This window comes from Oceanidesulfovibrio marinus (assembly GCF_013085545.1).
GTDB lineage: Bacteria > Desulfobacterota > Desulfovibrionia > Desulfovibrionales > Desulfovibrionaceae > Oceanidesulfovibrio > Oceanidesulfovibrio marinus.
In genome coordinates this window covers 1772973-1786844 of record NZ_CP039543.1, presented here as the reverse complement: position 1 = coordinate 1786844, position 13872 = coordinate 1772973, and the positions used below count along the sequence as shown (strand labels likewise).

At 61.4% G+C, this 13872-nt stretch carries 15 protein-coding genes; 7 read left to right on the top strand and 8 right to left on the bottom strand.

The genetic code is table 11. The features are described 5' to 3' along the window. Positions 1–524: 524 nt before the first annotated feature. From E8L03_RS08035 to E8L03_RS08000, 8 genes are all read right to left on the bottom strand, one after another. Positions 525–704 (bottom strand): hypothetical protein, encoded by a 180-nt coding sequence (locus E8L03_RS08035; protein ID WP_171267040.1) that lies wholly within the window; start codon positions 702–704, stop codon positions 525–527. Positions 705–900: 196 nt separating this feature from the next. Further along, positions 901–1143 carry a hypothetical protein gene (locus E8L03_RS08030; RefSeq protein WP_171267039.1) on the bottom strand — a complete coding sequence of 81 codons (243 nt, stop codon included), beginning with the start codon at positions 1141–1143 and terminating at the stop codon, positions 901–903. 438 nt (positions 1144–1581) lie between these two features. Further along, positions 1582–1935 (bottom strand): hypothetical protein, encoded by a 354-nt coding sequence (locus E8L03_RS08025; protein WP_171267038.1) that lies wholly within the window; start codon positions 1933–1935, stop codon positions 1582–1584. 22 nt (positions 1936–1957) lie between these two features. Then, complete coding sequence (locus E8L03_RS08020; RefSeq protein ID WP_171267037.1) at positions 1958–2272, bottom strand: hypothetical protein; 315 nt, start codon at positions 2270–2272, stop codon at positions 1958–1960. Between the two features lie 364 nt (positions 2273–2636). Then, the gene (locus tag E8L03_RS08015; protein ID WP_171267036.1) at positions 2637–3038 is read right to left on the bottom strand and encodes a hypothetical protein; all 402 of its coding nucleotides are present in this window, start codon (positions 3036–3038) and stop codon (positions 2637–2639) included. Positions 3039–3041: 3 nt separating this feature from the next. Further along, the gene (locus E8L03_RS08010) at positions 3042–3761 is read right to left on the bottom strand and encodes a structural protein (RefSeq protein WP_144233757.1); all 720 of its coding nucleotides are present in this window, start codon (positions 3759–3761) and stop codon (positions 3042–3044) included. A 152-nt stretch (positions 3762–3913) separates the two neighbouring features. Continuing rightward, positions 3914–4426, bottom strand: a complete 513-nt coding sequence (locus E8L03_RS08005; RefSeq protein WP_171267035.1) for a hypothetical protein — start codon at positions 4424–4426, stop codon at positions 3914–3916. Between the two features lie 19 nt (positions 4427–4445). Continuing rightward, on the bottom strand, positions 4446–5441 hold the full coding sequence (locus E8L03_RS08000) for an HD-GYP domain-containing protein (RefSeq protein WP_144233759.1): 996 nt from the start codon (positions 5439–5441) through the stop codon (positions 4446–4448). Between the two features lie 461 nt (positions 5442–5902). On the opposite strand from E8L03_RS08000, the gene mraZ reads away from it, so the two are divergent. The 7 genes from mraZ to mraY all read left to right on the top strand — a co-directional run bounded on the left by mraZ (position 5903) and on the right by mraY (position 13849). Continuing rightward, complete coding sequence (gene mraZ, locus E8L03_RS07995) at positions 5903–6352, top strand: division/cell wall cluster transcriptional repressor MraZ (RefSeq protein ID WP_144233760.1); 450 nt, start codon at positions 5903–5905, stop codon at positions 6350–6352. A 66-nt stretch (positions 6353–6418) separates the two neighbouring features. Next, positions 6419–7411, top strand: a complete 993-nt coding sequence (rsmH, locus tag E8L03_RS07990; RefSeq protein ID WP_171268453.1) for a 16S rRNA (cytosine(1402)-N(4))-methyltransferase RsmH — start codon at positions 6419–6421, stop codon at positions 7409–7411. Next, a complete protein-coding gene (locus E8L03_RS07985) occupies positions 7411–7740 on the top strand; it encodes a hypothetical protein (RefSeq protein WP_208738184.1) in 330 nt (109 codons plus the stop codon). The genes rsmH and E8L03_RS07985 overlap by 1 nt, the downstream gene beginning before the upstream one ends. A gap of 33 nt (positions 7741–7773) precedes the next feature. After that, the gene (locus E8L03_RS07980; RefSeq protein WP_171267034.1) at positions 7774–9846 is read left to right on the top strand and encodes a penicillin-binding transpeptidase domain-containing protein; all 2073 of its coding nucleotides are present in this window, start codon (positions 7774–7776) and stop codon (positions 9844–9846) included. A gap of 3 nt (positions 9847–9849) precedes the next feature. Beyond that, entirely contained in the window at positions 9850–11340 is a 1491-nt protein-coding gene (locus E8L03_RS07975) for a UDP-N-acetylmuramoyl-L-alanyl-D-glutamate--2,6-diaminopimelate ligase (RefSeq protein ID WP_342356095.1), read from the top strand. Next, on the top strand, positions 11337–12773 hold the full coding sequence (locus E8L03_RS07970; protein WP_171267032.1) for a UDP-N-acetylmuramoyl-tripeptide--D-alanyl-D-alanine ligase: 1437 nt from the start codon (positions 11337–11339) through the stop codon (positions 12771–12773). The genes E8L03_RS07975 and E8L03_RS07970 overlap by 4 nt, the downstream gene beginning before the upstream one ends. Next, complete coding sequence (gene mraY, locus E8L03_RS07965) at positions 12770–13849, top strand: phospho-N-acetylmuramoyl-pentapeptide-transferase (RefSeq protein ID WP_144233764.1); 1080 nt, start codon at positions 12770–12772, stop codon at positions 13847–13849. Before E8L03_RS07970 ends, mraY begins: the two co-directional genes overlap by 4 nt. The last annotated feature ends 23 nt before the right edge of the window (positions 13850–13872 follow it).

The following is a 13872-nucleotide window of genomic DNA, read 5'->3' as shown; positions in this document are numbered from 1 at the left end:
AGTCCACAACCTTTGGCAATATTGGCGCGTTCATAGCAAGCGCTCTTTTCGCTGTGGACAATGCGCTGCCAATAAGCGGCGCCGCCACGTACCCAAGCGCCAGCCCCTCGATGGCGATGGCCGAGTCCAGTAGCGGCCCGGCGATTGGATGGTTGCGCACCTCGCCGATCGCCTGGCTAGTCTCTCTCCAGTGCGTTACGACGCTATTTGCGTCGTTTCCTGACCTCTGTCCAGATTAAGAGGGCGCCGACAACAATGCAGAGGGGGCCAAGAATCCAGCGTGTGTTTGTGAAATCGACAGTATATGTCCAAATGCTATTGTAGTATACTGGTTTCTGTAGAATGCTTATCCCAAAGATTAGAGAAAATACTCCACACAATATTATGGATAGTTTCATGTGTCGTCGTCTATGATGTTATCATGTAGATAGCCTGCAAGGCCTCCAGCGTCCCCAGAGAGCGACGGCGCAGGTGTGCCTTTTGGGTGGCTGAGGATATGACGTCCATAGTGTTGTCATGGAAGGCTAGTGCCCAGGCTCGGCATCCTCGTCCCGCAGCTCCGGGTGGCGCTCGTAGAAGCCGTCCAGCGGTTCGAGCTCGCCGCCGCAGTGGGGGCAGCGGCCGTCCTGAGCCTTGTAGGCGATGATCGTTTGCTCACACGTGGAGCAAATCATCATCTCGTCCCAACGATCTTTTCTGTTCATGGACACAAGAGAGGCAATTGTGCCTGCAAGGCCCACAGCAATCATCAAGCATGATAACGGGTATTGCCATTTTGAGTAGTCAAAATAGACACCACGAGTCGAGTCGAACCATGTTGGGTCTATAAGTATCTCGACTCCCAGTGAGAGGACAGCGAGCGAACCGAGCAGGACATGCCAGCTTTTTATCGGCATGATGCTATATTGCATCGTCATAATCCTCTTTGTTGTAGTAGACTTGGTTCTTTTCCAACTCCTTTCTCCAAGACTCTAACCACTTAATCCCTTCACTGAAACGACTGCCATACAGTTGCATGGGGTTATCCGGCATTCCCGGCAACATGCCGGACGTGAAATCAACAACATCCGGCAGAATTGGAGCACTCGATGCGATCGCGCCTTCCGCTGTGGACAATGCGCTGCCAATAAGCGGCGCCGCCACGTACCCAAGCGCCAGCCCCTCGATGGCGATGGCCGAGTCCAGTAGCGGCCCGGCGATTGTGGATGGTTGCGCCCCTCGCCGATCGCCTGGCTCGTCTCTCCCCAGTGCGTTACGACGCTATTTGCGTCGTTTCCTGACCTCTGTCCAGATTAAGAGGGCGCCGACAACAATGCAGAGGGGGCCAAGAATCCAGCGTGTGTTTGTGAAATCGACAGTATATGTCCAAATGCTGTTGTAGTATACTGGTTTCTGTAGAATGCTTATCTCAAAGATTAGAGAAAATACTCCACACAATATTATGGATAGTTTTATGTGTCGTCGTCTATGATGTTATCATGTAGATAGCCTGCAAGGCCTCCAGCGTCCCCAGAGAGCGACGGCGCAGGTGTGCCTTTTGGGTGGCTGAGGATATGAAGTCCATAGTGTTGTCATGGAAGGCTAGTGCCCAGGCTCGGTATCCTCGTCCAGCAGCTCTGGATGGCGCTCGTAGAATCCGTCCAGCGGTTCGAGTTCGCCGCCGCACTGCGGACAGCGGCCGTTCTGAGCCGTGTAGGCGGTAATCGTTTGCTGGCATTCAGGGCAAATCATCATCTCGTTTTTTTGGGAATCTCGATTTAGGGCGCGGAAAGAAGTGACGATCCCTATCAGCCCAACAATGACAAAAGTTGAGGAGGCCAATATCCTGAGGTTTGAGAAGTCATAGAATATTCCACGATAATCATTGTACCATTCAGGATTGCAGAAGATCATGATGCCAATGAATAAAATGATAAATGAGATAAGCAAGCTCATCTATTCTCCCATTAGAGGCAGGCTAAATAGCATCATTATACTCGTCTGGATCGTAGTAAATTTGATCATGCAGGAGGGCGCTTCTGGTATCTTCAAGATATTTCACGCCCTCGGTTGCAAGGTAGCCCCACTGTTGCCATTCATTCTCAGGCATCCCAGGCAGCATGCCTGAGACGAAGTCCACAACCTTTGGCAATATTGGCGCGTTCATAGCAAGCGCTCTTTCCGCTGTGGACAATGCGCTGTCAATAAGCGGCACCGCCACGTACCCAAGCGCCAGCCCCTCGATGGCGATGGCCGAGTCCAGTAGCGGCCCGGCGATTGGATGGTTGCGCACCTCGCCGATCGCCTGGCTCGTCTCTCCCCAGTGCGTTACGACGCTATTTGCGTCGTTTCCTGACCTCTGTCCAGATTAAGAGGGCGCCGACAACAATGCAGAGGGGGCCAAGAATCCAGCGTGTGTTTGTGAAATCGATAGTATATGTCCAAATGCTATTGTAGTATACTGGTTTCTGTAGAATGCTTATCCCAAAGATTAGAGAAAATACTCCACACAATATTATGGATAGTTTTATGTGTCGTCGGCTATGATGTTATCATGTAGATAGCCTGCAAGGCCTCCAGCGTCCCCAGAGAGCGACGGCGCAGGTGTGCCTTTTGGGTGGCTGAGGATATGAAGTCCATAGTGTTGTCATGGAAGGCTAGTGCCCAGGCTCGGTATCCTCGTCCAGCAGCTCCGGATGGCGCTCGTAGAATCCGGCCAGCGGTTCGAGTTCGCCGCCGCAGTGGGGGCACGTCATCTCTTCAAAGTCGTCGATGAGGCATGGAGTTTGGCAGGCAACACAGATCGTTTCGGTCTCAGCCAGCTGTGTTGACGATGTATTACGCTTGCTTGATTCCTTGTACGCTCTGTAGAGGAAGAAGACGCCAAACGCAAGAAGTGCGAGCCCCAACGGCCAGCGAACGTTTGTATGGTCCATGATCAGATCATACCGCTTGCTGTAATACTTCGTGACGATAATGACCTTGCCGCCCCAGTATACAAAGGCAAGTCCGAGAAAGGTGAGAAGATATTTGTACAGGTTGATGACGGGTCGTTTCATGAATCAATCCCCGGAATAATCATCGTATAGGTATCTCAAGGTGTATCCAGAAAGACCAGCAAGTGAGAATGGGGGAGGACCCTGTGTAAGAGCCCCATTGGCTAGGTCGATAGAAGGTTGTCCCAATAAGTCAGACTCCCTTATTCGCCTTCCAAGCTCAACGGCAGCGGGGCTTACAGCCAGGCGTGTGCCAAGCTGCAATGCTGCACCTTCGGTGGCGATGCTTATTGCAGGGAGCAATGTAGTTCCTGCAAATAACAGTGCGCCTCGGCCCCAGGGGTTATCCCATACCTCTGAAATCGCCTGGTTCGTCCCTTCCGCCATCTCTCCCCAGCGTTCGGAGTTCACGATCTCCTCGACCGCCGCATAGGTGTTGTCGGCAGCTTCCTGCCACAGCTTGGATCGCGCGATCTCGCGCAAGGCCTCGCCGGTATTGTGGAGCAGGCCACCGCCGGTGTTGTCGGAGGACCCTGCGGCATCGTCATTATCGTCGGCATCCGCGATGGCGGTACGGTAGGATGCATTTGGAACGGGCACTACCGTGCATTTGCAGTTAGGGTGTGGGCGGTCCGGAATATCTGGATATCGATATGTCTTTCCGTTGAGCGCCAGGCACGTTTCACATGCCCCAGGATTCGCTTTCCAGCGCCACAATGCCAACGGATTTTTAGTATAGCGTTCCTTGTCGGCTGTGGTCAACAGCGGCTTATCATGGTTCGGCATGGGATGTCCTCGCTCGTGCTGGGGTTCGCGTCACTATTGGGTAACAGTACTCCACCACTGCTGAGGTGCATGGTCTGAAAGATTTCCGGAGCTTTTTTCTGGTGGACTCTGTCCCCCAGTCCCTCTGCCGGGGACCACTGGTCCCCGGACCCCTATATTGAGGGTCCAGGGAACAGAGTTCCCTGGCGGGGAGCGCGAGGGGCGGAGTCCCTCGAACCACAGCGGGCATGCTCTAAAAACATGGCCACAAAGGCGTCGAGCCGGGTGAAGAGCTGCGCCGTGGATGTGAAGCGTGAGGATTCGCAGAGATTGGCTGGCTTGATCTTATACTCGCCGGCGCGGGACACGGGCCAGGCGCGGCGGCGCAGCAGGGCTTCGACCTCGATGCGCGGCAGGCACCAGCCTGTTCCCGGGCCGTCCAGGAGCAGCAGGGCGTAGGGCTCGTGCTCGAAGGTGGAAAGGGCGTGGCGTTTGACGCCCCAGAAGGGCACGGCCAGGCGACTCGTGCGGACGATGCACCAGAGCCGGCCGCGGTAGAGCAGGGCGCTGCCCGGCGCGAGACGCACCAGCTGGTCGTGGCCGTGGTACAGAGAACGCGGCGCCAGCCGTTCCCCTCCCAGCCAGTGCACGGCGCGCGGCGTGGAAGGCAGCTGGGGCGTGGGCATGTGTGCGTCTCCGGGGGGATTAGAAGTTGCCCGTGATGTAGGCGGTCTTGATGATGGTGGCGAAGTTCTCATCGTAGCGCTTGTCCTGGGCCAGGGACTGCGCTGCGGCCACGGGCTCCATGGCCTTGGCGTAGGGCCGCTCGGTGGTCATGGCGCAGAAGGAGTCCACCACGGCGCAGAGCTTGCCCAGCTTGGAGATTTCGCCTTCCTTCACCTTGCGCGGGTAGCCGGAGCCGTCGAAGCGCTCGTGGTGCTCCATGATGCAGGCCATGATCTCGTTGAAGGAGAGGCCCAGCTTCTGGGCGAGCTTGGCACCGTGCATGGGGTGGGAGTTGAGCTTCTGCCGCTCCTCCATGGTCAGGGGCACGCTCTTGGTGCGGATGAAGGGGGGGATCTTGGCCATGCCCATATCGTGCAGGAAAAAGGCGAGCACGGCGCGGTCCAACTCCCGGCGTTTGAAATGGCCTTTGCGCACCTTGAGGTACAGCCAGGTGGCCAGCACGCCGCAGTTGATAGAGTGGTTCACCAGGGTGTGCTCGGTGAAGAGCCGTTTGAGCAGGGCCTTGATGCGGAACCAGTCCACGCTGAGGTACTCGGTGAGCACCATGATGTCCGTGTAGAGCTTGTCGAAGACCACCTGCACGGGCTGGTCGTAGAACTCCTCCAGCCGGAGCTGGAATGCATTCATGAAGACGTCGGCGATCTCGGATTCCTTGAGGTTCTTGTCCACCAGCACCAGGTCGAGCTGCTTGACGATGTGCTTGGAGTACACCGGGTGGTCGGAGCGGGACACGAAAAGCATGCCCTCGTTGCACAGCTCATGGACCTTGTCCACCTGGTCGGCGGTGAGCCGTTGCCCCTTGCGGCTGTACGGTTCGAGGGAGGCTATGGACTCCTTGAACAGGAACAGGTCGATGGGCGGCCGATACTTGGGGAAGCTGGCGAGGATTTCCGGAGCGATCTGGTAGTACTCTTCGGAAACATTGTCGGGGATCGTCGTCTTCACTGCGCACATGGGTCCGTTCCTGGTGGCATCGTTGCAGGAGGCGCGTGTCCGTCCGGCGCCGTCTTGGTGCGTCGCGACATGCGCATTCGCAGCAGCGCGGACCCGGAGGTCCCTGGCAGGCATTGTTCGGGGAGACGGCTGTCTTTCCGCGGCTCTTCGAGGCGCCATGCCCGCTGCAGAAACGAATTGCGCCGCCAACATAAACCGCATTGGCCCGCAACGCAATGCTGCGGAAACACTGACCGCCAGGATGCCTTGCATGGCGGCGGCTGGCCGGGTGTTGCATGGGGCGGCGCAGAACCGCCGATTGCAAGTCCGACGATGTTGCATGTTCATGCGACTGTGATGCAGAAACAGTGCCTTCAAGACATCTGATTCTCTAGACAAAAAATCATTTTGTTCTTGACAGTTGTAAGAAAAACATAGATACCGTGGGAAAACGTGGGAAAAGGTGGTAACAAGGAGCCGGCATGTCCTTCCGCGGTCGAACCAAGCGCAGCCTCGACGACAAAGGGAGACTCATGATGCCCCCGGAATTCCGGGACATTGTGGTCTCTTCCTGCGCAGAAGGCAAGTTTGTCTGCACCACCTACGACAACTGCCTGGTCGGATTCCCTTTGCCGGTCTGGGAGGAGTTCGAGTACAAGATCAGCCGACTCCAGAGTCCTTCTAGAAAATTGAGAGACTTTCGGCGGCTCGTCATCGGTGGAGCGGAAGAGCTCACCGTGGACAAGCAGGGCCGCGTGCGGCTTTCCAAGGCACACCGCGACTATGCAGGCCTGGACGGCGATGCCGAGATCGTCGGCCAGTTGGACAAGTTCGAGATCTGGAACCCCGAACGCTTTACCGCCCTTACGGAGCAGGATTTCTCCGACGTGGCGGATGAGCTTGCGGATAGCGGTATCGACATTCCTCTCTAGGGGGTCGGGGATACCCTGATATTTAATTGACGAGTTTCAACTATGGCGGAGCAGCACCAGAAGCATATGTCGGACCAGCAGGGAGCCGCAGGCACCGGCGAAACGGAAGAGTTCGCCCATGTCTCGGTCATGGTCCCGGAGGTGCTGGAGTATCTCGCGCCCAAGTCCGGCGGCCGTTATCTGGACGGAACCCTCGGCCTGGGCGGCCACTCTTCCGCAATCTTCGAGGCGGCCGGCGGCGACATCTCCCTCCTCGGCATCGACCGCGATTCCCTGGCTCTGGACACCGCGCAGAAACGCCTCGCCCCCTGGGGGGGGCGCGCCTCGTTTTTCCAGGGCTCCTACAGCCGGTTCGAGGAGTTCATGGATGAGCTGGGCTGGGATACGCTCGACGGTGCGCTGCTCGACCTGGGCGTCTCCTCCATCCAGCTGGACGACGCCGATCGCGGTTTCAGCTTTCTGCACGATGGGCCGCTGGACATGCGCATGGGCGCGAGCGAAGGCGACGCCCCGGCGCACCGCCTGGTGAACAAGCTCTCCCACGCCGAACTCAAGGCCATCATCCACCGCCTGGGCGAGGAGCCCATGGCCGGCCGCATCGCCCGCGCAATCATCGAGGCCCGGTCCAAGGAGCCCATCGAGAACACCGCGCGCCTGGCCGACATCGTGGAGCAGGCCTACCCGGCCAAGTGGCGGGCCACGGCACGGCGCCATCCGGCCACCCGCACCTTCCAGGCCCTGCGCATGGCCGTGAACAGGGAGCTGGAGGAGCTCGCATACTTTCTGGAGCACATCACGGAGCGGCTCGCCCCGGGCGGACGCGTGGTCGTCATCAGCTTCCACTCGCTGGAGGACCGCGCCGTGAAGCATACCTTCCGGGACGAGGCCAAGGGCTGCAACTGCCCGCGCAACGTGCCGGTGTGCCGCTGCGGTCGCGTGCCGCGGCTCAAGGTGTTGACCAAAAAACCGCTGACCCCCTCGGAAGAGGAGGTTGCGCGGAACAGTCGTGCCAGAAGCGCCAAGCTGCGCGCTGCGGAACGGCTGGTGGAGGCGGCGTAATGGCCAGATTGCCCAGCCGCGCCGTCATGCAGTGTTTGTTGGCCGCCGGAGCCGCACTGGTGCTGGGCCTCGCCGTGGTCTGGGTGAACATCGAGCGCCTGGATACGGCCTACCGGCTGGAGCAGCTGGAGAAGCGGCTGGCTGATACGAACGACCTGCGCGCCAAGCTGCAGCTCGAAAAGGACAATCTGACCTCGCCGTACCGTTTGCGCAAAAAGGCGCAGGAGTATGGATTGGGGCCGGCCAAGCCCGGCCAGCTCCGGCAGGGTCCTGTGGTGCAACGCGATAACGGACCGGACACGCCGCCCGCGACGGGCAGCGCCCTGTAGGCAGTCCGTGCAGTAAGTAAGGATACGTTGGACATGGCGTACGAAAAACGCTCCAGACAGCGCCGCGAAAAAGCGGAGAAGCCCAAGGTCAGGAAGGCCCGGAACGGCTACCGTTCCAAGCCGTTCTCGGCCAGGCTTCCCTTTGCCGCGGACCGTGAATCGCCTGCCGCCGTGCGCAGCGCCAAGCCGCGCGTCATCGTGGTGGGCGTGGTCTTTGCGCTGTTGTGGGTCGCGCTCTGGGGCCGCGCCTTCCAGGTCCAGCTCGTGGATGGCCCGGAGCTGGCCGCCATGGCCAGACGCCAGCACCTCACCTCGCTTACGGTCATGGGCCCGCGCGGCAACATCTACGACCGCACCGGCCGGATCATGGCCAAGAGCGTGGAGCTGTACTCCGTGTTCGCCCGTCCCCTGGAGATCAACGACGTGGCTGCCGCGTCGCGCGCCCTGGCCCCCATCCTGGACAGGACGCCGGCGCAGGTCCGCAAGCTCATCGGCAGCAAGACCACCTTTGTCTGGCTGGATCGCAAAGTGCCGGACCGCGTGGCCTCGGCAGTGCGCAACGCGCATCTCGACGGCATCTACTTGACCACCGAATACGGCAGGCAGTATCCCAACAAGCACGTCGCCGGTCAGCTGCTCGGATTCGTCGGCCTGGATGAGCAGGGGCTCTCCGGACTGGAGCTCGCATACGACGACTATCTGGCCGGCAAGAAGGTGCATCTGCAGGTCCAGCGCGACGCCAAGGGCAACGTGCTGAGCTTCGGCCCCTCCGTGGACGATCTCGCCTCCGTCAAGGGCGGCGACATCACTCTGACAATCGATGCGCACATCCAGCTCGTCGCACAGGAGGAGCTCGCCAAGGCGGTGACCGAGAGCGGCGGCAAGCGCGGGGGCTGCATCGTGCTCGACGTGGAGAGCAACGAGGTGCTCGCCTGGGCGCAGTATCCGTTTTTCAACCCCAACGATTATCAGCGGTACGGGCAGGCCGCATGGCGCAACGCCCTGGCCATTGACGCCATGGAGCTGGGCTCCACCATGAAGCCGTTCCTCATGGCCGCCGCGCTGCAGGAAAAAGTTATCGACCCCGACTCGCTCTATTTCTGCGAGAACGGGCGCTACAAAATCGGACGCAACACCATCCGCGACACCCACAAGTATGGCTGGCTGCCGGCGCATGAGGTCCTGCGCTACTCGTCGAACATCGGCTCGGCCAAGATCGCCATGACCATGGGCAAGAAGGCCTACCATGGTTATCTGGACAGATTGGGCTTCGGCCACAAGACCTCGCTGGATCTGCCAGGCGAAAGCCCGGGCATTCTCCGGCCGCCGGGTTCGTGGCGAGATATCGACCTTGCGACAGCCGCCTTTGGTCAGGGCTTTTCGGCTACCATACCGCAGCTCTCCAAGGCTTTTTCGTGCATTGCCAACCAAGGGGTCCTTCGGCCCCTTTCGCTCGTGAAAAAGCCCGAGCCCGAGGCCGCCGACGCCGTGCGCATCTTCTCGCCCGAGGTCTCGGCCCAGGTGCTTTCCATGATGCGCGAGGTGGTGGAAGAGGACGGCACCGGCACCCGCGCCCGCATCACGGGCATGCAGGTGGGCGGCAAGACCGGCACCGCACAGAAGGCCGGGCCCACAGGCGGATACGGCAACCAGTACGTCGCGACGTTCCTGGGGCTCCTGCCCATCGAGAAGCCGCGCTATCTCATCGTTGTGGTGGTGGACGAGCCTCAGAAGTCCCACTACGGCGGCGTGGTCTCGGCCCCGGCGTTCCATGAGATCGCCGTGAAGACGCTGGCTTACCGGGGCGATCTGCCTGACATGCCCATGGCCTGCGAGAAGGCCGACAAGCCGTCGCCTGCGTGCAAGCCGGAGGAGCTGAAGATAGCCCAGGCCAAGGCCGAGGCTCCCACGGTGCAGGGCGCCGTGCCCGACGTGGTGGGCATGCCGCTGCGCAAGGCCGTGGAGCTCTTCGCAGCCGGCGGCGCCGTGCCGACGCTCAAGGGCGCGGGCGAGATCGTATCGCGGCAAACGCCCAAGGCGGGCGCCGAATGGAAAGATGCAAGCAAGGCAACCCTCTGGCTCGGACCGGCACAGGGTAAAGGATAAATGATGAAGGCAATGTTTGAGGAATTGATCGAGAAGGTCTCGCGGGGTCTGATCGTGCGGACCCACTCCGGCCGGGTGCAGCCGGGCGAGGCGTTTCTCGCGCTACCGTCCACCGGCGGCAAGTCCGGACTGGACTTTGTGGATCAGGCCATCGAACGCGGCGCGACCTGGGTGGTCACCGGGGAGTCGGGAGCGGATATGGCTTCCACCGACACCGACGGCGTGTATTGGGTTGTGGTGGACGACGTTCGCGCAGCCCTTGGCCGGCTCGCCACGGCGCACTTCAATACGCGCATCCTGCCGTTCCCGCTGGTCGGCGTGACCGGCACCAACGGCAAGACCACGGTCTGCCATCTTCTGGAGCACCTGTTCCGCGCCACAGGCCGCTACACCGGTCTGCTGGGCACCATTCGCGAGCGCTGGCCCGGCGAGGATCGGCCGGCCGAGCTCACCACGCAGGGCTGCTGGGAGCTGCACGAGTGCATGGCCGCGATGATCGACGCCGGCGTGGAGGCTGCGTTCATGGAGGTTTCCTCCCATGCCCTGGACCAGAACCGCGTGGCCGGTCTGCAGTTCGCCTGCGCCGTGCTCACCAACCTGACCCAGGACCACCTGGACTACCACAAGGACATGGAGTCCTACGGCCAAGCCAAGGCCATCCTTTTCGAGAATCTGCCCGAGGCGGACAAGTACTCCGTGCTCAACTGGGACGACGAGTTCGGCCGCACCCTGCTGCCGCGGGTGGTGAACCCGGTGGGCTACGGCATGGGCGAGATGCCGGAGACCATCCTGCGCAACGACGGCTGGGGGCTGGCCGGATCGCTGGTCAAATCCTCCATCGACGGCATGGTCCTGGCCGTGGAGTGCATGGGCGGCCCGTATGACGGCGACGGGTTCAACCTGCAGACCGGGCTCGTGGGCGCGTACAACGCCCACAACCTGCTGGCGGCCATGGCCGCCGGGCTGAGCCTGGGCCTGCACCCGGACGACCTCAGCGCGCTGGCCGACTTCCACGGCGTGCCCGGCAGGCTGGAGCGCGTGGCTGCTTCCAGCGGGCTGAACATCTTTGTGGACTATGCGCACACCCCGGACGCCCTGGACAACGTGCTGCGCGAGATGCGGCCCCTGACCGAGGGCAAGCTGGTCACCGTGTTCGGCTGTGGCGGCGACCGCGACCGCACCAAGCGCCCGCTCATGGCCCAGGCCGCCTGCAAGTACAGCGACATCGTGGTGCTCACGTCAGACAACCCGCGCACCGAAGATCCCCAGGCTATCCTGGACGACGTCAACGCCGGCATGGCCGGTTGCGCCGAGTCCGTTACCGAGGTGGACCGCCGCAAGGCCATTGGCATCGCCCTGGACCTGGTGCGGCCTGGCGACGCCTTGCTCGTGGCCGGCAAGGGGCACGAGGACTATCAGATCATCGGCCGCGAGAAGCGGCCCTTCAGCGACCAGGCCGTGATCCGCGAGTATTTGGAGGGCGAGATCGCATGAAGCTGACCCTCGCCGAAATAGCCGCCGCCATGGGCGCCGTGGGCGATCTGGGTTCGCTGGAAAACGTTGCGCCCTCGGGCGTGCAGACCGACTCGCGCATTCTCAAGCACGGTGAGATTTTCTTCTGTGTATCCGGGGAGAACTTCGACGGCCACAACTTTGCCTGCGAGGCCGTGGAGAAGGGCGCCATGGCCGTTGTCGGCTCCCAGCCCCCCGGTCTTGGCTGCCCGGAGGACCTCGGCGTTCCGTACCTCATGGTGCCGGATACCGTGACAGCCCTGGGCCGTCTGGCACGTCGGGTGCGCGACGACGCCTCGGCCAAGGTTGTGGTGGTCACGGGCTCGGCCGGCAAGACCACGGTCAAGGAGATGCTCGCGCAGATCCTCTCCCGCGTGGGAACCACCTGCAAGAACCACCTCAACCTGAACAACAGGCTGGGGCTGCCGCGCTCTATTTTCGAGGCCGATCCTGACGCCGCTTTCTGGGTGTTGGAGGCCGGCATCAACATGGAAGGCGAGATGGACGATCTGGGCGCCGCGGCCGGACCGGATCTCGCGGTCATCGTCAACGTCGGCCCCGCCCACCTGGAAGGCCTGGGCGACGTGGACGGCGTGGCGCGCAACAAGTCACGCATCCTGGCGCACCTTGCTGAGGATGGACGCGGGCTCATCAACCTCGACTACCCGGAGCTGGTGAGCGCGGCCTTCTCGCTGGAGCCTCGCTGCATCGGTTTTTCCGCCAAAGCGCTGGAGCACGACGAGGCCAGCAAGCTCAAGGGGCTAGCCCGCTACCACGGCGAGTTTCTGGGCATGGACGAGGAGGGCAAATCCCGCTTCGAAATCACCCTGGACGGCGCGACCATCAACCTGGCCCTGGATGTGCCAGGGGCGCTGATGGCCGAGAACATCACAGCGGCCGCCGCGGCCGCGCACCTGCTGGGCGTGGAACCGGAGGTCATCGCCGCCGGGCTGGCCGCCATCGAGTACCCGCAGCAGCGCTTTGCCAGGCGGCAGGCCGGGCCGTGGCTGGTCATCGACGATTCCTACAACGCCAATCCCCTGTCCATGGGCCGGGCCCTGAGCAGCGCGCGTGAGGCCGCCGCTGGCGGGAACCTGGTCGTCGCCCTGGGCGAGATGCGCGAGCTCGGCTCCTCGGCAGGTAGCGCGCACGAGACCCTGGGCCGGCAGATCGCCGCGGCGCAGCCCGCCGCGGTTTTCTGGAAGGGCGGGGAGTACGAGGCCATACGCCGCGGCCTGCAAGAGAGCGGTTACCAAGGCAAGCACACGCTGGTTTCCGGGGCGGACGACTTCATGAACGCATGGAAGAGCCTCGGAATGGATGCGCTGGACGGCGGCGTGATCCTCTTCAAGGCTTCGCGCACCATCCGCATGGAGCAGCTTGCCCAGGCGTTCATCAAGGAGCGTGCAGCATGATATACAATCTTCTCGTGCCCTTGAGTGACGAGTTCGTCATCTTCAACGTGTTCCGGTACATCACGTTCCGGTCCATCTGGGCCATGCTCACGGCGCTCATCCTCAGCATCTTCCTGGGTCCGATGTTCATCCGTTGGCTACGGCGCATCAAATTCGGCCAGTACATCCAGGAGGACGGTGTCTCCGCGCACAAGGAAAAGGCCGGCACCCCCACCATGGGCGGCCTGCTCATGAGCCTCACCGTGGCCGTGTCCGTGCTCCTCTGGGCGGACCTCACCAACCACTACGTCTGGCTTACCATGCTGGTCTTCCTGGGTTTTGGCGGTGTTGGCTTCCTGGACGACTACCTGAAGATCAAGCGCAAGACCAACAAGGGGCTGTCCGCAAAGGCCAAGATTCTGGGACAGATCGGCGTGGCCGCGCTTGCCCTGATCATCCTGGTCTGGGAGCCGGCGTACTCCACCAAGCTCTCGATGCCGTTCTTCAAGATGTTTCAGCCGGACCTGGGCTGGTTCTACATCCCCTTTGCCGTACTCGTTCTCGTGGGCTCGTCCAATGGCGTGAACCTCACCGACGGCCTGGACGGCCTGGCCATCGGCCCCTCCATCGTGGCCGACGTCTGCTTTGCCGTGTTCATCTACGTGGCCGGCAACAAGGTTATCTCCGAGCACCTGCTGGTGCCGTATGTGCCCGGCGTGGGCGAGGTCACGGTGTTCTGCGGCGCGCTTATCGGCGCGGGCCTCGGCTTCCTGTGGTTCAACGCCTATCCGGCGCAGGTCTTCATGGGCGATGTGGGCTCGCTGGCCATCGGCGGCACCCTGGGCTTCATCGCCGTGCTGGCCAAGCAGGAGTTGGTGCTGCTCATCGTGGGCGGGCTCTTTGTGGTGGAGACCCTCTCCGTGATCCTGCAAGTGAGCTACTTCAAAATGAGCGGCGGCAAGCGGATGTTCAAGATGGCCCCCATCCACCACCATTTCGAGCTGCAGGGGATTCCGGAGTCCAAGATCATCATCCGCTTCTGGATTCTGTCCATACTTCTGGGGCTGGCGGCCCTTTCAACCCTCAAGCTGCGCTAAAGGCAACTGATTCGTCATCAACA